The organism is Streptomyces sp. NPDC048291, assembly GCF_043201715.1.
Taxonomy (GTDB): domain Bacteria; phylum Actinomycetota; class Actinomycetes; order Streptomycetales; family Streptomycetaceae; genus Streptomyces.
The window spans coordinates 46,327-68,464 of the sequence record NZ_JBICZC010000013.1 but is presented as its reverse complement, the minus strand read 5'-3'; the positions used below and the strand labels follow the sequence as shown (position 1 = coordinate 68,464).

At 68.6% G+C, this 22,138-nt stretch carries 11 protein-coding genes, 2 pseudogenes and 1 riboswitch; of the genes and pseudogenes, 7 read left to right on the top strand and 6 right to left on the bottom strand.

Translation table 11 applies throughout. From position 1 onward, the window contains the following. Nucleotides 1-38: 38 nt before the first annotated feature. From ACGF5O_RS32925 to ACGF5O_RS32910, 4 genes are all read right to left on the bottom strand, one after another. The gene (locus ACGF5O_RS32925) at nt 39-1,046 is read right to left on the bottom strand and encodes an ABC transporter permease (RefSeq protein ID WP_393813545.1); all 1,008 of its coding nucleotides are present in this window, start codon (nt 1,044-1,046) and stop codon (nt 39-41) included. A 382-nt stretch (nt 1,047-1,428) separates the two neighbouring features. Continuing rightward, nucleotides 1,429-2,226 carry an enhanced serine sensitivity protein SseB C-terminal domain-containing protein gene (locus ACGF5O_RS32920; RefSeq protein WP_393813544.1) on the bottom strand — a complete coding sequence of 266 codons (798 nt, stop codon included), beginning with the start codon at nt 2,224-2,226 and terminating at the stop codon, nt 1,429-1,431. A 157-nt stretch (nt 2,227-2,383) separates the two neighbouring features. After that, on the bottom strand, nt 2,384-3,175 hold the full coding sequence (locus ACGF5O_RS32915; RefSeq protein ID WP_393813543.1) for an enhanced serine sensitivity protein SseB: 792 nt from the start codon (nt 3,173-3,175) through the stop codon (nt 2,384-2,386). A gap of 110 nt (nt 3,176-3,285) precedes the next feature. Next, nucleotides 3,286-3,954 (bottom strand): AAA family ATPase, encoded by a 669-nt coding sequence (locus tag ACGF5O_RS32910; protein WP_393813542.1) that lies wholly within the window; start codon nt 3,952-3,954, stop codon nt 3,286-3,288. Nucleotides 3,955-4,143: 189 nt separating this feature from the next. Further along, nucleotides 4,144-4,241: riboswitch (glycine riboswitch) on the top strand. 158 nt (nt 4,242-4,399) lie between these two features. Between ACGF5O_RS32910 and gcvT the strand changes: the two genes are divergently transcribed. The 6 genes and pseudogenes from gcvT to ACGF5O_RS32880 form a co-directional block, all read left to right on the top strand. Beyond that, entirely contained in the window at nt 4,400-5,542 is a 1,143-nt protein-coding gene (gene gcvT / locus ACGF5O_RS32905) for a glycine cleavage system aminomethyltransferase GcvT (RefSeq protein WP_393813541.1), read from the top strand. Between the two features lie 124 nt (nt 5,543-5,666). Beyond that, on the top strand, nt 5,667-6,044 hold the full coding sequence (gene gcvH, locus ACGF5O_RS32900) for a glycine cleavage system protein GcvH (RefSeq protein ID WP_393813540.1): 378 nt from the start codon (nt 5,667-5,669) through the stop codon (nt 6,042-6,044). Nucleotides 6,045-6,091: 47 nt separating this feature from the next. Next, on the top strand, nt 6,092-7,354 hold the full coding sequence (glyA, locus tag ACGF5O_RS32895; protein ID WP_393813809.1) for a serine hydroxymethyltransferase: 1,263 nt from the start codon (nt 6,092-6,094) through the stop codon (nt 7,352-7,354). 56 nt (nt 7,355-7,410) lie between these two features. Next, nucleotides 7,411-8,778 (top strand): L-serine ammonia-lyase, encoded by a 1,368-nt coding sequence (locus ACGF5O_RS32890; protein ID WP_393813539.1) that lies wholly within the window; start codon nt 7,411-7,413, stop codon nt 8,776-8,778. 557 nt (nt 8,779-9,335) lie between these two features. Continuing rightward, nucleotides 9,336-10,015 (top strand): annotated as a pseudogene (locus tag ACGF5O_RS32885) (IS5 family transposase); the annotation flags it as partial. Between the two features lie 68 nt (nt 10,016-10,083). Further along, nucleotides 10,084-10,275 (top strand): annotated as a pseudogene (locus ACGF5O_RS32880) (DDE-type integrase/transposase/recombinase); the annotation flags it as partial. 556 nt (nt 10,276-10,831) lie between these two features. On the opposite strand, the gene ACGF5O_RS32875 reads toward ACGF5O_RS32880, so the two are convergent. Beyond that, nucleotides 10,832-16,456, bottom strand: coding sequence for an RHS repeat-associated core domain-containing protein (locus ACGF5O_RS32875; protein WP_393813808.1), 5,625 nt, complete (start codon nt 16,454-16,456; stop codon nt 10,832-10,834). A 1,105-nt stretch (nt 16,457-17,561) separates the two neighbouring features. Then, on the bottom strand, nt 17,562-21,050 hold the full coding sequence (locus tag ACGF5O_RS32870) for a LamG domain-containing protein (protein WP_393813538.1): 3,489 nt from the start codon (nt 21,048-21,050) through the stop codon (nt 17,562-17,564). Nucleotides 21,051-21,842: 792 nt separating this feature from the next. On the opposite strand from ACGF5O_RS32870, the gene ACGF5O_RS32865 reads away from it, so the two are divergent. Beyond that, the gene (locus ACGF5O_RS32865) at nt 21,843-22,109 is read left to right on the top strand and encodes a helix-turn-helix transcriptional regulator (protein ID WP_393813537.1); all 267 of its coding nucleotides are present in this window, start codon (nt 21,843-21,845) and stop codon (nt 22,107-22,109) included. The last annotated feature ends 29 nt before the right edge of the window (nt 22,110-22,138 follow it).

Below are 22,138 nucleotides of genomic sequence, written 5' to 3'. Positions count from 1 at the left end.
CCCGTGTAGATGGCACGGGACGCTTGGGGTAAGGCGGTTCAGCGGGAGCCCTTCGGGTCCAGCGCGTCCCGCACGCCGTCGCCGAAGAGGTTGAAGGCCAGAACGGTGATGAAGATCGCCACGCCGGGAACGACCATGTACATGGGGTCCGAGTCGTAGTAGTCGATCGCGGTGGAGAGCATCTGCCCCCAGGAGGACGTGGGCGGCTTGACGCCCACGCCCAGGAAGCTGAGTGCCGCCTCGGTGAGGATGTTGGTGGGGATCATCATCGTCGTGTAGACGATGATCGGCGCGACCAGGTTGGGCAGCAGTTCCTTGAACAGGATGTAGAAACGCCCGGCACCCAGGGATCGGGCGGCCTCGACGTACTCCCGCTCGCGCATCGAGAGGGTCTGTCCGCGCACCACGCGTCCGATGTACGGCCAGCCGAAGAAGCCGATGACCAGGATCATCACGAACACCCGCACGCTGGAACCGCTCAGCCCCAGCATTTCGTTCGGCATCACAGAGACCAGCGCGATGATGAAGAGCAGCTGCGGGAAGGCCAGCAGACCGTCCATGACGCGGCTGATCGCCGAGTCGACCCAGCCGCCGAAGAAGCCGGCCAGGATCCCGAGGACGGTGCCGAGCACGACGGCGACGATCGCGGACAGGAAGCCGACGAGCAGCGAGATCCGGGCACCGTAGAGGATCCGCGCGAAGATGTCACGGCCGTTGACGGGCTCGACGCCCAGCAGGTGGTCGCCGCTGATGCCGCCCAACGACCCCGTGGGGGTGCCGAACAGCGGGTCGATGAGGCTCTCGTGGAAGGTGTCCGGATCCTGCCCGATCAGGTTGGCGATCACGGGGGCGAGGACGGCGACCAGGACGAGGAGGAGCACGACTATGCCGCCCGCGAGGGCGAGCTTGTCGCGCTTGAGGCGCTCCCAGGCGATCCGGCCCAGGGAACGCCCCTGCACGGCCTTCTCGCCGGCGGTGACAACCGCCGCTTCTTCGGCCGCGCTCGGGGCCGCTTCCGCGGTCGGCTCGTGCAATGGTGCCGTCATCTGGCAGGGACCCCTCTCAACCGGCTGTAGCCGGCTTGCACTTGCCGCTGGTAGCGGCATGATCGCTCTCTCCTGGACAGGGTTGAACACCCCATAGGGCGCGAGTCTTCAACGCCGTGGCGACTGGTTGCCAGACTTGGCGGTGAATGGATGCGCAACCGTGATACGAGCAAGGTGTTTCGTTATCCGAACGACGGGTAACGCCTGCCGGACAGGGACAAAGGTGACGCGCCATCACGTCACCTGCCCAAAGCCCCTCATCTACGCGCAGAGACTCCCCCCGGAGGCTGCGCTCGCCATTCAATCATCACCGGCAGGCACGTGACCCAGGTCACACCGCCCGCCCTTCGCTCGGAAGGCGGGACGGCGGGCGCGGTGATGTTCAGTAGCCGCCCTGCGCTGGTGGATACCCGTACCCCGACGCCGGCGCGGGCGGCAGCGCCGCGTGGGCCTCGCGGGCGTAGAACGGCCGTGCCGTCGCCCGCATCCACATCACGACCGGGTCGTACTCGTCGGTCATCGCGACCGTCGACACCGGAAGTCCGTCCGGCACCGCCCCGATCGACTGCTGCATCATCCCGCGCACCGAGTCCACGGCCGGCGGCGAGGTGTCGTACACGTCCAGGCCGATCGCGAGGTACGGCGCCCCGAGGGCCGGCTGCACCCACGCGCGGCGCAACGAGCGGACCGCGGGGGTGCGGTGGGCGTTCTGCGCGAGCAGGGCGTAGAACTGCGGGACCTCGATGGCCGGTTCGGTGAGCCGCAGCGGGCCGGCCGGCTGGCGGTCCAGGCCGGTGGCGATGCGCCGCAGGTCCAGCCAGGGGATGCCGACGCCGCCGCCGGGGGCGTGCGGGTTGAGCCAGAGGCCGAAGTGGTCGGGGTAGAGCGTGCGGGCCACGTCGACGCCGTCGACCACCTCGTACGAGCGGTTCCAGCCGCTCGCGGAGAGCTCCTGGGCCGAGGTCACGCAGGGGGCGTAGCCGTGGCCTTCGACCTCCATGTTCCCGTACTGGGCGTCGGGGGAGCCGGCCTGGCCGTGCCAGAGCAGCATCCAGATCTGGCCGGAGGCGGGCGTGGCGAGGGCGCGGAGGAGTGCCTCGTAGGCGTCGTAGCGCCCGGGGGTTACCTGGCGCAGCATGTGCTCGACCTGTCCGGTCGCCGCGGTGCCGCTGGCGCTCACGTGTTACCGCCCCTTCATCTGGTGCCCCGCGTCTGGAGGGCGCCCCGCGTTTGGAGACAGCTTATGCGCCCAGGGGGCGGGGACTGCCGGTCCGTCGGCGGGTGCGGGTCCGTCGTGGTACTTCGCGCAGTTCCCCGCGCCCCGGACGGGGCACGTTTCAGTGGCCGTGCTGGTAGAAGGGCCGCACGTTCTCCCGCATCCAGTGGCCCACCGGGTCGTCCGCCACGTCGAGCAGGACCAGGTTCACCGGCCACCGCACCGGGGCGCGGCCCAGCGCCTTGCCCAGGGCCTCCAGGGGCAGGGCACGCAAGTCGCCCTCCCACTGGGAGAGTTCGACGCCGACGAACATCACCGGGTCGGCCGTCTCGACCACGGCCAGGCAGCGGCGGGCCGAGGCGACCACGCCGATCGCCGCGAACTCCGCGGACGCCGCGGCCAGGAACTCCATCGGGTCGTCCTGCCAGTCCGGTTCGAAGAGGCGGACCCGGCCGCCGGAGGCGGGGCCGTCCAGTTCGGTGCGGCCGGCCCGGCAGAGCTGGGCGACCGCCTCCGGCGGCAGCGGGACCCCGACCACTCCCCCGGGGTTCACCGCGATGCCGACCTGCGGGGGCAGCCCGCGGGCGAACTCGACCGCCGGGGCGATCGTGTACGACAGGTGGGAGCCGGCCACCTGACGGAACTGCTCCTCGGAGCTGAAGACCGGCACGTACACCCGGCCCTCGATCTGCGTGGTGGGCAGGTCGAGCGGGCCGCTGTGCGGGCCGCCGCCCTCGGGCAGCGGGATCCACAGGAAGCTCCGGCCCAGTACCTCGATGAGCCGGCCCGCCGCCGCGGGCACGCCGAGGGAGGCCGACAGGACCTCCTCCAGTTCGTTGCCGGGCCACCCGCCGTGCGGGTGGGGGTGCGCCTGTGCCGGGAAGTCCGCGGGAATGTCCGCCGGGAAGTCCATCTGCCTACCGCCTGCTGGAAACCGCTGCTGAGGCTGGAAAGGCTAGCGGGTGACACCGACAAAGCCACCCCACCAGCCGGTTCGGGCCGCCTTCGGCCGCCTTCGCGCGCTCAGCGTGCGAAGGCGATCCGGCGCAGTACGTCCGCCGCGTCCCGGTCGAGGAGGACCGCCGAGCCGACCCCCTCGGGCAGCTTCCCCTTCTCCGCCGCGCGCAGCAGCCGGCCGGCCGCCCGGCGGTGGCGCAGGAAGGCGTACCGGGACACGCCCCGGCCGCGCTCGCGCTGGCCGTCCAGTGCCGTGCCCGGCGTGACGTCGAGGAGCAGCAGGTGCAGGGTGCCGCCGCGGCGGCGGGCCGCCCGGGCCAGCCAGTCCCGCACCCAGGCCTGGGTCCCGCAGTCGTGCACGACCACGCCCTCACCGGTGAGCAGGGCCCGGCGCAGCCCGGCGTAGTGGGCGAGGCGGACCAGCGGGCGGTAGGCGGCGTACGGCAGGAGCCGGGCCAGCCGGGCGTCCCAGCGGTCGCGGGTGTCCTGGGAGTCGATCCCGATTCCCTGGACGGTGCGGTGCATCAGGGTGGACTTGCCGCTGCCGGGCAGCCCGGTGACCACCACCAGGTCCCGGGGGCCGAAGAGCAGGCCGTGCGGGCTGTGCCCGGCGCGGTCGCGCAGATCGCGGACGACCGGTGCGGGGAGCTCGCCGCACCGCTCGCGGGCCGGGGCCGTCGGCTGCTGGGGCAGGGCGATGCCCGTCGTCGTCGCGTATGCCGTGGTCCTTGTCACCGTGACCGTCCTCCCTGGGGGTTCAGGAAAGGTTCTCCCCACTTAACGTAAAGAGAAGGTAATGCACGGTGCCTCGCGGTTCCGTACGCGTTCTGCCACAGGCCCGTCACAGAACGGAGGGGCAGGTCCGGCCTGCCACGGCCCCGGGCGGCGTGCAATGATGTCCGCGCCAACTGCATACCGGCCGCTTGAATCCGCGCGGGAGAGTCCCCAGCCGTCTTCGCTGGGGCGCCGAAGGAGCAAGTCCCTCCCTTGAATCTCTCAGGCCCCGTTACCGCGCGGGCGAGGCACATCTGAAAAGCGGGCCGCTGTGTCAGTGGCCCCACCCAAGGTGCAAGTCGTGATCACGTCCGTGGTCAGGGCGAACCTCTCAGGTTCCGATGACAGATGGGGAGGACAGCCCTCGCCTGTCATGCCCTTGGGACCTTCGGGAGACGACCGACCGATGAGCAGTACCGATTCCGCCGCACCCCGCCGTACCGCGCTCGACGCCCTGCACCGTTCGCTCGGCGCGACCATGACCGACTTCGCCGGCTGGGACATGCCCCTGCGCTACGGCTCCGAGCGCGACGAGCACGTCGCCGTACGGACCCGGGCCGGGCTCTTCGACCTCTCCCACATGGGCGAGATCACCGTGACCGGCCCGCAGGCCGCCGCCCTGCTGAACCACGCCCTGGTCGGCAACATCGCCTCCGTCGGCGTGGGCCGGGCCCGCTACACCATGATCTGCCGCGCCGACGGCGGCATCCTGGACGACCTGATCGTCTACCGGCTCGCCGAGACCGAGGCCGCTGCTTCTGAATACCTGGTCGTCGCCAACGCCTCCAACGCCCAGGTCGTCCTCGACGCGCTCGTGGAGCGGTCCGCCGGGTTCGACGCCGAGGTCCGTGACGACCGGGACGCGTACGCGCTGCTCGCCGTCCAGGGCCCGGAGTCCCCGGGCATCCTCGCGTCCCTCACCGACGCCGACCTGGACGGGCTGAAGTACTACGCCGGGCTGCCCGGCACCGTCGCCGGCGTCCCGGCGCTGATCGCGCGCACCGGCTACACCGGCGAGGACGGCTTCGAGCTGTTCGTGAAGCCGGAGCACGCGGTGGAGCTGTGGCAGGCGCTGACCAAGGCCGGTTCCGCGGTGGGCCTGGTGCCGTGCGGGCTGTCCTGCCGGGACACCCTGCGGCTGGAGGCGGGCATGCCGCTGTACGGGCATGAGCTCACCACCTCGCTCACCCCCTTCGATGCCGGGCTCGGCCGGGTGGTCAAGTTCGAGAAGGAGGGCGACTTCGTGGGGCGCGCGGCGCTCACCGAGGCCGCCGCCCGTGCGGAGCAGAACCCGCCGCGGGTGCTCGTCGGCCTGGTCGCCGAGGGCCGCCGGGTGCCGCGCGCCGGATACCAGGTGGTCGCCGGCGGCGAGGTGATCGGCGAGGTCACCTCGGGCGCCCCCTCCCCGACCCTGGGCAGGCCGATCGCCATGGCGTACGTCGACGCGGCGCACTCGGCGCCGGGCACGGCGGGCGTCGGCGTGGACATCCGGGGCAGTCACGAGCCGTACGAGGTCGTGCGGCTGCCGTTCTACAAGCGCCAGAAGTAGCCGGACGCCACCGGACCGGTCCGGAGCCGAGCGGCGTGACCTCGCCCACATCGCCGCAGGTCACGCACGTTCCCAGCAGTCCCCCCTTCACCAGCACTCCCCCGCGTACAGGAGAATTCAGGCCATGAGCAACCCCCAGCAGCTGCGTTACAGCAAGGAGCACGAGTGGCTGACGGCCGCCGAGGACGGCGTGGCGACGGTCGGCATCACGGAGCACGCGGCCAACGCGCTCGGTGACGTCGTCTTCGTCCAGCTCCCGGCGGTCGGCGACACGGTGACCGCGGGCGAGTCCTGCGGCGAGCTGGAGTCGACCAAGTCGGTCTCCGACCTGTACGCGCCGGTCAACGGTGAGATCACCGCGGTCAACGAGGACGTCGTCGACGACCCGTCCCTGGTGAACTCGGCCCCCTTCGAGGGCGGCTGGCTGTTCAAGGTGCGGGTCACGGACGAGCCGGGCGACCTGCTCTCCGCCGACGAGTACACCGCCTTCACCGCCGGCTGAGAGCCGCCGCAGAACCCGGCCTAGGAGTCGTACAACAGATGTCCGCTTTGCATACGCTGAACACGCCCCTGCACGAGCTCGACCCCGAGGTAGCCGCCGCGGTCGACGCCGAGCTGGTGCGCCAGCAGTCCACCCTGGAGATGATCGCCTCGGAGAACTTCGCTCCGCTCGCGGTCATGGAGGCGCAGGGCTCGGTCCTCACCAACAAGTACGCCGAGGGCTACCCGGGCCGCCGCTACTACGGCGGCTGCGAGCACGTCGACGTCACCGAGCAGATCGCCATCGACCGGGTGAAGGAGCTGTTCGGCGCCGAGTACGCCAACGTGCAGCCGCACTCCGGTGCCTCCGCCAACCAGGCGGCCCTGTTCGCGCTGGCCCAGCCCGGGGACACCATCCTCGGCCTGGACCTCGCCCACGGCGGCCACCTGACCCACGGCATGCGCCTGAACTTCTCCGGCAAGCAGTTCGACGTGGTCGCCTACCACGTCGACGACGCCGGCCTGGTCGACATGGCCGAGGTCGAGCGGCTCGCCAAGGAGCACCGCCCGAAGGTGATCATCGCGGGCTGGTCGGCGTACCCGCGGCAGCTGGACTTCGCGGAGTTCCGCCGGATCGCCGACGAGGTCGAGGCGTACCTGTGGGTCGACATGGCCCACTTCGCCGGCCTGGTCGCGGCGGGGCTGCACCCGAACCCGGTCCCCTACGCGGACGTGGTCACCTCCACCACGCACAAGACCCTCGGCGGTCCCCGCGGCGGCATCATCCTCGCGAAGCAGGCCTTCGCGAAGAAGCTGAACTCGTCCGTCTTCCCGGGCTTCCAGGGCGGTCCCCTGGAGCACGTGATCGCGGCGAAGGCGGTCTCCTTCAAGGTCGCCGCCTCGGCGGACTTCAAGGAGCGCCAGCGCCGTACGGTGGAGGGTGCGCGGATCCTGGCGGAGCGGCTCACCGCCGCCGACGCCCGCGAGGCCGGCGTGAACGTCCTGTCCGGCGGCACGGACGTGCACCTGATCCTCGTCGACCTGCGCGAGTCCGAGCTGGACGGGCAGCAGGCCGAGGACCGCCTCCACGAGGTCGGCATCACGGTCAACCGCAACGCCGTCCCGAACGACCCGCGGCCCCCGATGGTCACCTCGGGTCTGCGGATCGGCACCCCGGCGCTGGCCACCCGCGGCTTCACGGCCGAGGACTTCGCCGAGGTCGCGGACGTGATCGCCGAGACGCTGAAGCCGTCCTACGACGCGGCGGCCCTCAGGGCCCGGGTCGAGGCACTGACGGCGAAGCACCCGCTTTACCCCGGTCTGAACAAGTAGTTCCCTGGTGGGGGCACCCGACGGCGTGTGCCCCCGCCCTTTTCCAAGGAGTTCCCGTGGCCATCTCGGTCTTCGACCTGTTCTCGATCGGCATCGGCCCGTCGAGCTCCCACACCGTCGGCCCGATGCGCGCGGCCCGGATGTTCGCCCGCCGCCTGCACAACGAGGACCTGCTGCCCTCCGTCGCCTCCATACGCGCCGAGCTGTACGGCTCCCTGGGCGCGACCGGCCACGGCCACGGCACCCCGAAGGCGGTGCTGCTCGGCCTGGAGGGCGCCTCGCCCCGCACGGTGGACGTGGAGACGGCCGACGACCGCATCGAGACGATCAGGACCACGAAGCGTCTCTCGCTGCTCGGCGAGCACGAGATCCCGTTCTCCTTCGACGACGACCTGAAGCTCCACCGCCGCAAGGCGCTCCCCTACCACGCGAACGGCATGACCCTCTGGGCCCACGACGCGTCCGGGGCCGAACTCCTCTCCAAGACGTACTACTCGGTCGGCGGCGGGTTCGTCGTCGACGAGGACGCGGTCGGCGCGGACCGCATCGTGCTGGACGACACGGTCCTGAAGTACCCCTTCCGCACGGGCGACGAGCTGCTGCGCCTGACGAAGGACACGGGTCTGTCGATCTCCGCGCTGATGCTGGAGAACGAGCGGGCCTGGCGCACCGAGGAGGAGATCCGCGAGGGCCTGCTGGACATCTGGCGGGTGATGCAGGCGTGCGTCTCCCGCGGCATGTCCCGCGAGGGCATCCTGCCGGGCGGCCTCCGGGTGAAGCGCCGTGCCGCCGTCACCGCGCGCCAACTCCGCGCCGAGGGCGACCCGCTGGCCCACGCCATGGAGTGGATCACGCTCTACGCGATGGCCGTGAACGAGGAGAACGCGGCCGGCGGCCGAGTGGTCACCGCCCCCACGAACGGCGCGGCCGGCATCATCCCCGCCGTCCTGCACTACTACCTCAACTTCGTCCCCGGCGCCGACGAGGACGGGGTCGTCCGCTTCCTCCTCGCCGCCGGCGCGATCGGCATGCTCTTCAAGGAGAACGCGTCCATCTCCGGCGCCGAGGTCGGCTGCCAGGGCGAGGTCGGCTCGGCCTGCTCGATGGCGGCGGGCGCGCTCGCCGAGGTCCTCGGCGGCTCCCCCGAACAGGTCGAGAACGCGGCCGAGATCGGCATGGAGCACAACCTCGGCCTCACCTGCGACCCGGTCGGCGGCCTCGTCCAGATCCCCTGCATCGAACGCAACGGCATGGCCGCGGTCAAGGCGGTCACCGCGGCCCGCATGGCCATGCGCGGCGACGGCTCCCACAAGGTGTCCCTCGACAAGGTCATCAAGACCATGAAGGACACGGGCGCCGACATGAGCGTCAAGTACAAGGAGACGGCCCGGGGCGGGCTGGCGGTGAACATCATCGAGTGCTAGGGATTTGGGCCCTGACCAGCGCTTCCGTTTCTTTCGGTGCTGTCGGGGCCTTCCCTGCTTACGTGGCGGAAAGTCCCCGGAACATCCCTGGGACAGACGTGAAAGTCCCCGAAAAGTCCCCGGGATGTCCCCACCAACCGCCCTTCATCGAGGTAGTTCATGGACGGCTTCAGGACCGGCCCTGCGGCCCTTAGACCGTCTCGAGGTATGAAACGGGACCGTGTATGCCAGGCGGCGCGACCTACGCATTACGAGGCCACCAGTGATCGTTCCGCCTGATGACGGCTGGCGCTGCGGGATGCTGTCGTGCCTGATCAGACCACATTCACCGCGCTCGGCCCGGGTATCTCGTGTCACACGCCCAAGGGCATCCGGCCACCCGTGGGCCACCCTTGGCCATCCGCGCCGCGCTTCGACGCATACAGACAGCGGTTGCCGGAACGGCAGCAAACGAGCAAGATCCCAGACGCACCTCAGCAGTCACTGCCCTCCCGTCTGTGGCTGCACCACACTCATTTAGACCATGTCCTACGTGGTGAGGCGGACGTTGACTCGGTATGGGGCGGGGTACGTGGAGTTGGATTGTTCCGGATGGGCTGTGGGAGATCGCGAAACCGCTGATCCCTCCGTCGAGGGTGCGTCCGCAGGGCGGCGGTACGCAGGACACGCCTGATGAGACGCTGTTCGCGGCGATCGTCTACGTGCTGGTCAGCGGTTGCGCCTGGCGGGCGCTGCCACCCTGCTTCGGGATATCGAAGTCGACCGCCCACCGCAGATTCCTGATCTGGTCGAGAGCCGGTGTCTGGGGCCGCCTCCACGAAGCCGTACTGCACCGGCTCGACGACGCCGGCCTTATCGACGTCACCCGCGTCATCCTGGACACCGCCCACGTCAGGGCTAAAAAAGGGGCGAACACACAGGTCCGAGCCCCGTGGACCGGGGTAAGCCCGGTTCCAAGATGCACATCCTGTCGGACGCGAACGGACTGCCCCTCCTCGTCGGCGTCTCGGCCGGCAACACCCACGACAGCGAAGGGCTCAAGCCCATGGTCGAGGGGCACCAAACGAGACACGACCCTCACCGCGGCCGGTACTTCAAGCCCCAGCGCCTCCACGCAGACAAAGCCTACGACCACGCCGACCTGCGCAGATGGCTCCGTTGGAAGCGAATCGGAGTACGAATCGCCCGCAAGGGCATCGAATCCAGCGAGCGATTAGGACGTCGGAGGTGGGTGATGGGTCTGCTGCACGATCGGGTGGCATATGAACTGGCTTGCCCTGTCGGGCGGGTGGGAAGGATGTCGCGCCGCCGGTGCACGACGATCTCGTGAGCCGCAACTTCACCGCGGCCGGCCCGAACCGGCTGTGGCTCGCCGACATCACCGAACACGCCACCGGCCAAGGCAAGTTGTATCTCTGTGCGGTCAAGGATGTCTTCAGCAACAGGATCGTGGGCTACTCGATCGACGCGCGGATGAAGTCCCGCCTGGCGCGCGCCACCCGAATTATCCCAGCCTCAGGGCGGGGACGCCAGGGACCGGGGGACTTCGTTGCGTCCGGTCACCCATCCACCCGCCATCGTCACACTGCCGTGAAGTGCATATTCACGAGATCACCGCGACTTTGCAATCAGCCTGCGAACGATGAGGACGGTGTCGAACATCGCGGCCACCGCACTCCGGGATTCTTTCGGGGCTCACACCTCTTGCCGGAACCCCTATGGGCTTTACGCCCGGTGCACCCTCGGGAAGGTGGGCGCACCGGGCGTTTCGGGGCTTACGGAGCCCCGTCGGCTATCTCACGCAGAAGGTCTTTGTACTCCGAGTGTCCTCTCACATAGCGGCAGTCACCGCTCTTGGAGTCGACGACAACTCCCGGACTGCCACCGAACCTTGGCCTTCCTTGTGGAGCCGACGGGCTGACGGTGATCTGGAACAGGTAGAGACCGGACCTCGAAATCCCTCGGAAGAGGAATCCCCATTGCAATCCATCTTTTTCGGGAAGATCGCGGGATCCGAATTCCTGCGCAGCCAGCCTGGCCGCCTCCAGAGTGATCATTTTTTACCACCCCCCGTGTGCATGAACTCCCAGTGATCCCAGTCCATGTCAGCGTATCCGCCTGCTTGCCCGTCAAGGAACTTCACGTTCCCTCCATGGTTCACCGCGTTGAAGAAGTGACCTACGTCCGCACCCTCATGCCAGGCGAAGATTACTCCTCGTGCTCCGTCGCCCGCCTTGAGCAGTTCGTTAGCGACCCCCGCCGCACCGTCCTCCTGATACTTGAATGTACTTCCGAAGTACTCCTCCAACACCTCCGGGGCCAATATGCCGCTGTCCCATGCTTTCATGGGCTTACCCGCGAGCGTACTGTCGGTTGCAATGGCACATGCCCCGCAGTTGTTCCAAGTCCTGGGTGCACCGTGTTCTGCCGCGTTGACGGACTTGAGGGACCCACCCACTGAGGCCCCAGCGATCGTTATGCTGCCGCCGGATGCCCCGCCGGTCGCTATCTCCGCGATCTCCGCAGCACACACCGGGGCCGTGGCCAGGCACCCTGGGGCCATGACCGCGATCACCGGAGCGGCGGCCACGGCCACCGACACGGCCGAGACGGCGCCCAGTACTACCTTCTGCCAGGTTGCGAGCTTCCCTGTGTCAGGAAGGTCGTCGGCATTCGGGTCGTAGTTGGGATTGGTGCCCATGGCCCAGCAGGATTTGCACGTCCATCCCTCCTTCTCCTGTGGCTTCGGGTCGGGTCCCTTCTTGAAGACGATCTGGGCCGACTTGTGGCCTGCGTCCGTGCGGACCGTGACGGTCATGGTGCCGCTTCCGGTGCCGCCGCCTGCCTTCTGGTACTGGAACGTCTGGGTGTAGGTCTTGGTGGAGTGGTAGACCCAGGTCCCGTTGGGGCCCATGGTCATGTGGTCGCGGTAGGTGCCGCCCTTGCCGTCGCTGCATCCCTGTTCGCAACCGGTGATCGGTCGGAGGCCAGTGGGGTCGGACTTGGTGACGGGGGTGTTGTTGGCGTAGGCGTAGCCGTTCAACGACTCGTGGTCGTCCCGGGCCAGGACCGGGTCGACGGAGAGGAAGCGACCGCTGGTCGGGTCGTATTCGCGGGCGGCGACGTGGGTCAGGCCCGTGTCGGCGTCGGCGGGTTTGCCGAGGAAGCCCTTGTCATCAGGCCAGGCTGACGGTGCCGTGCCGCGAGCCTCGCCGAAGGGCTTGGTGTAGCGGCGTGTGATCGTCTGGGTGACCGCGTCCACCGTCATCGACGCGGTGCCGTGGTGGTCGTCGACCATCCAGGACAGGCCGGCCTCGGTACGGACCGCGGTCGCGTCTCCGGCCGGGTAGTAGCGCTGGGCCGTGAACTTCTTCGCGACCGTGTCGTAGTGGAGTTCCTGACCGGCCAGGTAGAGGACGGTCTTCGCCGGGCCGCGGCGGATCAGCAGGTCGCCGTTGGCGTCGTACAGGTAGTCGGTGGTCTTGGTGCCTTCGGTGAGGCGGGTCAGCTCCCCTTCTATGTCCCAGTCCAGGCTCTGCGCCGTGCCGGTCGGACCGTACCGCTTGGTGGTGTTGCCCTGCTCGTCGTACTCGTACGACTTGGCCGCTGCGGTGCCGACCGTGACGGAGGTCATCGTGTGGGGCTGGCCGGCCCCGGAGGCGTTGACGGTGGGGTAGCCATAGGCCGTGGTGGTGTTACCGGCGGCCTTGTGCTCGATCTGGGTGTCGCGCAGGCCGCCGGGCTTGTAGGTCCAGCTGGTCCAGTACGGGGCCGGGCCGCCGAGCGCGGACGCCGATCGGGCGGTGGCACAGTCGTTGGACGACGGGGTCCACGCTTCGGTGAGACGGCGGTAGCCGTCGTAGGCGAAGCACTGGGTGTCCTTGCCGTTCGCCTTGTCGGTGACCGACTTGACGTTGCCGGTGGTGTCGTACACGTAGTCGACGTCGCTGGTGTAGCCGGTGTTGGTCTGGTCGACGGTGTGGGTGTTGGCCAGACGGCGGGTGCCGTCCTCGTAGCGGTTGAGGATCTGGAGTTGCTTGGCGCCGGTGGAGGTGCCCAGACGTGTCTCCTCGATCTCGCCGTACGGGGAGTAGCCGATGTTCTGGACGTAGTCCGTCATGCCGTCAGTGCCGGTGAGCATGCCGAGGCCGTTGTAGCTGTTGGTGACGGTCTCGGCAGCAAGACCGGCCACCGCGGGCATCGAGGTCGACTGGACGGTGCCGTCGATGTTGTAGGCGGTGGAGGTGGTGAACGTCTGCGGCGCGCCGGCGACGACCAGAGGGTCGGTGGCGGCGATGACGGTCTTGGTGCCCTTGGAGCGGCCGAGCGCGTCGTAACCGGTGACGACCTGGGAGTAGATCTTGCCGGCGGTGCCGCCGACGTAGCGGATCGCGGCGGTCGGCTGTCCCTTGGCCAGCGAGTCGTAGGTGAACTTCGTCAGCTGGTGGCCGCTGTCCTGTACGCCGTCCCAGGTGCCGGTCTTGCGGCCGAGTTCGTCGTAGTCGGTGATCAGGGTCCGGGAGACGCCCTTGAGAGTGGAGGTGACCGTCAGTGGCTGGTCGGCGTTGTTGTAGGCGGTGGTGACGGTGCCCGTGTCCGGGTCGGTCGAGGTGGTCTTGCGGCCGCGCAGGTCGTAGCCGTACGTCCACACCGCCCCGTCCGGGCCCGTCAGCTTCTTGAGCTGGCCGCCGGGCGTGTACTCGTACAGCGTGCGCGTGTAGTCGCTGCCCGTGGGGGCGGGGCTGCCGTACTCGCGGCGCTCGGTGACCCGGCCGCGGGCGTCGGTGATCGTCAGGGTGCCGGTGCCCCCTGCGGCGGCGGTGACGGCGGTGCGGTCGCCCTGGTCGTCGGTCTTGGTGCGCCACTTCTCCTGGTCGTAGACCCGGAAGATCGATTCGGTGGCGCGACCGGCGCCGTCGAAGACCGTCTCGGTGGAAGCCGGGACGGAGCCTTGGAAAGTGTTCGCCAGGGTGCCCGACGGGGCGTTGTTGTCGTGGACCTGAGCGTTGGAGATGTAGGCCAGGCCGCGGTCGTCGTAGAGGGTCTCGGAGATCACCCGGCCGCCGTCCGGTGCGGGGACCTGCTTCTGTCGGGAGCGCAGCAGGCCGTCGAAGATCTCGTAGGAGCTGTTGTAGGTCTTGCCGTCGGCCTTGAGGGCGTCGGTGCGGACCCAGGTCTCCTTGTCGTTGTTGATGCTGTACGCGTAGACGATGCTCGCGGCGTCGCCGAGCGTGCGCGAACGGTCCGGCTTCCAGACCGACTTGAGACGGCCGAGCGCGTCGAAGGACCACTCGGTGACGTTGCCGTTGGCGTCCGTGGTCTTGGTGGCCGAACCCCAGGCCGGGTCCACCTCGGTGGTCGAGGTGTAGAGCTTGGGGTCCTGGGTGGTCTTGGAGGTCAGCGGGCCGTAACCGGTGTCGTCGGGGACGTAGGTGGTCGTGACCGTCCGGTTGAGGGCGTTGGTCGCGGTGAGCGGGCGGCCCAGCTTGTCATAGGTGGAGGCGGAGACCTGCTGGTAAACAGGTGCCTTGGTCAGCGGGTCGTAGCTCGCGACCCGGTACGAGGCGGTGATCTCGCCCTTGGTGGGCGCCGCCCCGACGGCCTGGCCGTCGTAGGCCGTGGTGACGTCGGAGATGACGTCGTCGGGGACCGTCGGTGTGGTCGCACACGGAACCGAGTAGGTCTCGGTCCGGGAGACCGTGTTCACCAGCCAGGCCGTTGTGTTGCGGGCGTAGCTGGTCTTCACGCACGTCTCGTCGCCGCTCTTGCCGGCGTCGCCGCTGTCCTCGACGGTCATCGGCATGCCGTACGTGGGGTCGTACGTGGTCTTCTGGGTGACCGTGCGGGTGCCGGTGGAGGTCTTGGTGCGGGTGGCGGTCTCACCCGCCTGGACGATCCAGGAGTCGGTGGTGCCCCAGGTGTAGGTGTGGCTGCCGGTCTTGTGGGACCAGGGGGTGTTGATGGTGCCGCTGAGTTCGTCGGTGCCGTTGTAGACGACTGTCTCGCGGACGAAGCCGGCGTACTGGCGGGAGTCGTCGATCGCGGTGCCGGTGGAGTCGGTGACCTTCTCCACGCGGGCTGTGCCGTCGAGTTCCTTCTCGCCGTTCAGGCCGCGCATGTAGAGCGTGGACTTCTTGGACCGCGGGCCTTCGGAGTCGCCGGAGGTCTCGACGACCTTGCCGTAGCCGCGCCACTGCGACCAGGTGCGGTTGGCGGCCTTGGTCAGGCCCTCGTCGTCGGCGTACCCCCAGCCGGCGCCGCCCTGGTAGTCGTAGTACTTCTCGCCAGTGTCGCCGTGGCCGTAGGGGTCGTCCTGGAAGACGGAGGTGACGACGTACTTGTGGAACCAGTCGGTGACGGGGGTCGCGCCGGACTGGGACCACTTGACCGGGTAGCAGCGGCGGCTGTTCTTGTCGACGTCCGCCGGCATGCTGGAGCCCCAGATGCAGTCCGGGTCGGAGTAGTTGACGGTGATCGTCGAGCCGGTCTCGGACTTGATGGTGCGCACCCGCCACTTGATGTAGCGCAGGGTGTCCGGGCCGCTGCCCTCGACGTGGTTGGACAACTGGACGCCGCCGAAGACGACCGGCGGCATGGCGGCCGTGGTCGTATTGGCCTTGCCGGTGTTCTGGATGGACTTCAGCCACAGGCTCGCCGAGGAGGCGTCACCGGTGTCGGGGAAGTCCTGGTCCAGGTGCCAGGCGTCCACGTCCCGCTGGGTGGTGCCGCTGCCGGTCCAGACCGAGGTGGTGATGTCGGTGAGGCGCTTGCGGGTGAAGAAAGCCGGGCCGATCTGGGTGGTGCACTTGGTGCTCGCCGCGCAGATCATGTCGAAGGGCACGTCGGGCCAGTTGGCCTTGGTGTCCGCGGTCAGGCTGGAACACGAGGTCAGGCAGCGCTCGGCGTAGGTGAAGCGGACCTGCTGGGCGGCGGGCTTGCTGTAGAGCAGGTCGCTGCGCAGGCCGTAGTCGATGCGGTTGAGGTAGCCGCCGCGGGTGTAGGCGGTGCCGTTGACCGTGGTGTCGGCGTTCTTGGAGTAGTAGTTCGTCTCCTTGGTGTACCAGTACGAGGAGGCGTTGCCGTGGGGGTCGACGACGTAGTCGAGGTTCCACCGCCAGGCCTGGTTGCAGGAGGAGTCGGCGAAACCGGTGGACTTGTAGCAGGGCTCGCCCGGGTTGTTGCCGAAGACCGGAACGGTCCATACGGAGTTGGTGACGGGGTCGTCGTCGGCGGTGTCGGTGGTTCCCTTGTCGCTCCAGCCGGGCAGGCGGTGCTTGCCGAAGAAGTACTGGATGCCGGAGGCGTCCGTGACCTTCCAGTACTCGGTGTTGTCGTCGCCGTTGCCGGTGGCGCCGGTCAGGTGCTCGACGCGGGTGCCGTCCTCGTTCTTCGTCTTCCAACTGCCGCCGGATGCCTGGGAGAGGGCGGCGGTGTCACAGGCCGCCTTGTCGGCACAGGTGTTGACCAGTTCGACGGCCTTGCCGTTGAGGACGAGGGTGGCGTTGGCGTACTTCCAGCACTGGTCGCCCTTGCCGGTCTCCCCATCGTCCTTGCACGAGGCGTACTTGCGCTCGATGTAGGACTCGGTGAGGGAGAAGCCCTCACCGATCACCGAGGTCTGGTTGTTCTCACCGGCCGTACGGCCGTCCACCGAACCGGAGTTGTAGGAGATGGACAGGTTCGGGGACGGACCGGCCGTGGCCGGGGGAACCCGCAGCGGGTAGTTCCAGGTGAAGTCCCCCGTGCTGCCGCCGGCCTCCCAGGTCGCGCTCGGGGACAGGGAGGTGGCACCGTAGTCGCCCCCGCCGCCCGAACTGTCGGCCGCAGCCGCGAGCAGCATCGGGGTGCCGGCCTTCAAGGTGCCGGCGGAGACGGTACCCGTCAGGGTCTGAGCTTGTGCGTCGTTGTCCGCGCCCTTGACCGGGGTCTGGGTGCGGCAAGACTTCTTCTCCGGGGTGGTCAGCGCACACGCCGGGAGCGTCACCAGGCGCAGCCGGGGCCCGAAGTTCCCTCCGTACACGTCGGAGAAGGAGGAGTAGTCGACGGAGACACGGAGCCTGTCGGTGTCGCCGGCGGACTTTCCGGACGCGGTGCCCGCCGGGTCGACGGTGAGCAGGACGCCGTTGACACCGGCCTTCTTCGCCGCCGACCGGGTGTGTACGCGGAGCGCCACCTTCTCGGCCGGGCCGGTGGCCTTCACACCGGATCTGGTTTTCGTCCCTGCTTTCGCAACAGGCGTCTGGGCCAGCTTTACCTTGAGTCCACCGACGGCGACCGAGATTCTGCTCGTCGCCGGGACGTCGGCGGTGGCTCTTCCGCCCTTCGGCCACGCGGCCCTCTTCAGCCGTTCACGCGTCTTGCGGGAGGCAGGGGCAGCCTTGTCCTTCGGTGCCTTGGACACGCCGGGTCTGAGCACGCCCACCTTGTCGGTCTTCGCGTCGGGCGGGTCCTCCAACGGCTTGCGGGCCGTCGAAGGCTGGGCCTGCGCAGCGAAGTCGTAGCCCGAGGGGACGGCGACCTGTGGCAGGACGGCGAGGGAAAGAACCAACGCGCCGCGGCCGAGCCAGCGGCGTACGACAGCTCCTGGCAAGGGTGGGCGGAAGGGTGATGAGGACAATGACTTCCCCGTTTCCTGGGTAGAGGCAGAGTCGCTCGGGGGACAACTGGTCACCCGAGGACGCCGGGTCTCGACAGCGCGTCGGTGAAAGTGCGCAGGGGCGTGAGCAGATCAGCGCATGGTGGGTCAAGGGCGGCCGCGGAGACCCGCCCTTGACCCCTGGTCGTTACCGCTGCTCGGTGTTGCGCCGGTTGGCGATGGTGTCGGTGGAGGTGGCGCCGGCCCACACACGGACGCTGTCGATCGATCCGGGGAAGTAGCGCGCGGCGGCGCCGTCGATCTTCGCTCGGCCGATCTCGAACGCCCCGGAGCCCTGCCAGGGGGTCGAGAACGGGATGCCGTCCTCGTCGCCCATCAGCGCGCTGTCGACGTAGAGCTTGAGTCCGCCGAGCTCGGAGGTGTCGTTGGGGTTTGCCGCCGCCTGGGCGTCATAGACGACTGTCAGCATGACGGGGACGCCCAGTTGGGTCCTTTTGACCGCGGTGGACCCGCTCGTCGTCCAGTCCGCCCCGGTGCCGTCCTTGTCGGGACGGCCGAACGTCCACCGGCCGTCGGTGCTGCCGGCGGGCTGCTCGTACCAGACACCCCAGGAGGACTGGCTCGTGCCTGACTGGCCGAACACCTGCACGGCGTACGACTTGCTGGTGTCGGTGAGTTTGGCAGGGTCCAGCGTCACCCAGGCGATCGCGGTGAACGAACCGGAGTCGTCGACGACCGGACCGGTGGCGGTGGCGTACGCGGTGGTGCCGTTCAGGGTCATCGCCTGCGTGGTGGTGACCACTTCGCCGATGTCCGGGTCGCCGGTGGTGGTCTGGGTGAGTGCGGCACCGTTGAGGGTGAGGTTACGGCCGAAGCCGCTGGTGTCCTTGACCGTGGTGCCGGTCGCGTTCGCCATGTCCGTGGCGTCCCACTTGGCGACGAGCGCCGGGACCGGGTCGCCGGCGGTGCCGTCGCTGAGGTCCTCGTCCTCCAGCCAGGCATCGTGGGCGACCTCGGTGTCCGCGAGCGCGCGGGACCAGACCTTCACCTCGTCGATCGTTCCGGAGAAGTACTCCTTGCCGGTTGCGGCATGCCACAGCCGCCCGACCTGGAGGGCGCCTGACGCCTTCCACGGGGTGACCGGGAACGACACCGGCGTGGTCTGCGGGACGCCGTTGACGTAGAGCTGGATGGTGTTCGCCGCCGCGTCGTAGACGCCCGTCAGGTGCGTCCAGGTGTTGAGGACCGGCGGCCTGGTGCCGATCGAGCGGGTGATCGCCGGTTCGGTGACGTCCGTCTGGTGGCGGTTGAAGATCCAGGCGTTGTAGGCGGTCGAGTAGTACAGCTGGAAGCCGGAGGCGTTCGTGCCGGCCTGCGACAGGACGGTGTAGTTGACGTCCTTCTTCGTCAGGCGCGCCCAGGCCGAGACGGTGAAGGACTTGGTGGTGTCCAGCACTGCGCCGGAGGTGGCCAGGTAGGCGCTCGTGCCGTTGAACTTCGCCGCTCCGGAGCCGCTGCGCGCCAGGGTGTCCCACGTGACGCCCGACCCGGTCAGCGGATGCTGAGTGGCTTCCGTGGAATCGGTGAGGGCGTTGTCCAGGTGCCAGATCCCGGCGGGCTTTTCGGCGCCCTTCACCAGGAAGCTGTAGTAGCCGGTCTGGGAACTGTGTTTCGCCGCGTCGTAGGCGAAGACCTGAAGGGTGTTCTCGCCGGCCTGGTTCGGCGGGATCGACTGGGTGGTGGAGCCGCCCTTGGTCACGGGGATCGGATCGGAGAGTTTGCCGCTGTTCAGCTTCCACTGGTAGCTGACGACGTCCGACTGGACCCCGGCCGCGACCGGGTCGCTGTCCCCGGGGGCGAAGGTGAACTTGCCGGGCGTGCCCACGCCGCCCGCGGCGGGGTCGGTCTCGGCCGGCTTGTAGTCGGTGCTTGTCACCACCGGAGGCGGCGGTGAGTCGGTGTCGACCCGGAAGTAGCACCAGGACGACCAGGACGAGTCCAGGACGCCCGTGTCGCCCCGGTCCGTCTTGTAGTAGGCCTGCGTCTTGACCCGCATCCGGTAGTCCGCCTGCGGCGTCAGCGCGCTGGTGGTCGCGTCGCGCGTCGCGTTGTCGGCCACCCAGGCGGCGTCCGGCGAGGCCGCGTACCAGGCGCGGGAGGAGCCGTCGGCCTTCCACACCTCGAACAGGGCCCGCAACTGCGCGTTGGAGCCGTCCGCCGACTGCACCGTGGCCAGCATCTTCGGCTTGGTGGCGCTGGTGACGAAGGCCGAGTTGGAGGCGTTGCAGACCTGCCCGATGTTGCCCTGCTGCACGCCGTACGAGGTCGGCTTGTCCGGGTAGGACACGTAGGTCACCGACAGCTTCGCGTCGTTGCGGAACCGCGCCCAGGAGGCCGCGTCGGACTCGTCGTGCGCGGTCAGCGAGAACGTGATCTGCGGATCCTTGTCCGCGGCGGCCGAGGCGAGGGTGGGAGTCAGGTTCTCGTTCGTCTCCTCGCCCACGTTGTCGCTGAAGCGTACCCAGTCCGCCGGCTGCGACGGGCTGCACAACGAGCCACGCCCGTAGGCCACGTTCCGGTCGCCCATCAGGTCGTCCGCTGCCGGGCGGCCCGACCAGGTGGTGCTGGAGGAGATGCCCTTGGTGACATGACTCAGGTCGTACCAGTGCGGATCACAGGTGAACGTCCAGACCTGGTACACCTCCAGCGTCGCGTCCAGGACCTTCTTGCCGTGGATCGACGACAGCGGGTACTCGAAGTACATGCGCTGGGTGTACGGGGTGTTCGAACAGAGGTAGCCGGCGTAGTTGGAGCAGCGCCCCACGCCTTTGTCCCCGTCGAACTTCCAGTACTTGGTGCCGTTGGAGGCCAGCGCCGTCCAGTCACCCAGCACGACGCCCTTGGTCGGAGGATCGATGTAGAGCGGGAAGACAGTGTCCTCGCCATGCAGCAGCACCGGATCCGGCGTGATCTCCAGGGTCGTCCCGGTGACCTTCAGCGGCAGCTCAGCCTTTGCGTCACCACTGCCAGGGCCTTCCGAAGGCGCCGGTTCACCGCCGGCCTCGGCAAGTGGGACCGTGTCCGTCGCCTTCGGCTCTGTCGCCGCAGCGGTGCGGGTGAGTTGAGTGGTGACACCGGCCGGTGCGCTGTCCGCAGCATCACCCGCCGAGTCCCACATCCGCCCCGCAGGACTCTCGAAGACCGGCGAGCCGTCGCTGTCACGGGCTACGAAACCCCCGTCGGCCGTCGGCGCGATGTCCAGGCCGCTGGCGGAGACGGACATCCTGATCGTGGCCAGCGCCGGGTTCTTCGCCGCCTCCGCGGTCTTCACCACGAGCACCGACGTGTAACCGGAGTTCAGAGCCGTCAGTTTCAGGTCGACGTCCGGGAGAACCCCGGCGTAGGTGACAGTGCTGCCGTCGAGGTGGGGCTCGGGAATCGCGGTCGGCCAGCCGAACCGCAACTCATGTCCCTCGTCCTCCAGAGTGATCAGTCCGGCACCGCTGCCGCCGCCCGAGAAGGTGAGAGCGGCCGTCGTGTTCCTCGCCCTGATAGAACCGTCGGTGTCACGCACGAGGGTGGTGTCGATGGAGGCCCAAGTGCCGTCGTCCTTGCGGGCACGCACCGGAGCCGCGTTCATCTCCTGGGTGAACGTGCCGTCCGGATTGGCGAACACCTGGGATGACTCGGTGGTCCTAATGTCCACCTCGACCCGCTCACCGGTCTTCGCAGCGAGAGCGCTCGCCTGCGACTCGGTGGTCCTGTCAGCCGCTGCTGAGGAGACACCTTCACCAGCGAGCGACGGAGCCGCCTCGGCTCCGAGTACCGGAACCGTGCATCCCAGGAGAGTGACGACTACGGTCCCCACTCGTATCGCGTGATGCCAGCCTCGCCACCGTTCTCGCACGAACGCGCCCCCACCATTCTCTTAACTTTCCCTTACCAAAAGCTGTGGGAATCATGTGTGGATCTTGGGTGGGGGTCAACAGTGTCATCCGTCACGTTGCCCTTGTCTCGCTATGGGGTAAGAGCCATCACCCTGACTCGTGATCGGCCAGGTGCAAGAGCTTGACGTAGCGGGTGGTGCGGTCGACGAGCGTGCCGATGGCCGACCTGTCGCCCTGGCCGACATGAGGTCGGCCTCCCCATGCCCCGCGACCTGGCGGTCGGCGACCTCGGCCGGGCGCTGGCTGACGAGGGCGCCGGGGTAGACGAACCGGGTGGCGCGCCAATCTCGCCCACTGCCTGATCACATACCGACAACTCGGTTCGCTGTGTTGGGCGTTGTTATCGACGCCGAACGCAACGCCGGCCGTGCGCGTGTGGCCCGGATCTGCCCGCACGTCCCCACGCGGGCAATCCGCCTTGCCTGGCTCCATTCGATACCAGATATCTTCCGGCCCAACCAAGTCGCCCTTTCCCCGGATTCTCATCCTGTCGCCGTCTTAGCCACGACAGGAGCACTACGATGCCTCAGCCAAATCACATATCCGGGATCGCCTTCCTGAATCTCCCGACGGCCGCCGAGTATCTGAGTGTCTCCCCAAACACCCTCTACGTCTGGCGCCATCGCCGCCAAGGGCCGCCGAGCTTCCGGATGGGGCGTCGCGTGATGTACCGCATCACCGCTCTCGACGTACGGGTGCAGGCCCAGGAGCAGGCCGACTCCCGCTCCAACCCTGCTCTCAACCCCCTTACGCAGAAGGCGCAGCGCCGCACCAAATCCCACAAGTAGCCCCCTCTCGAAAAGACCAGGAAAAGAGC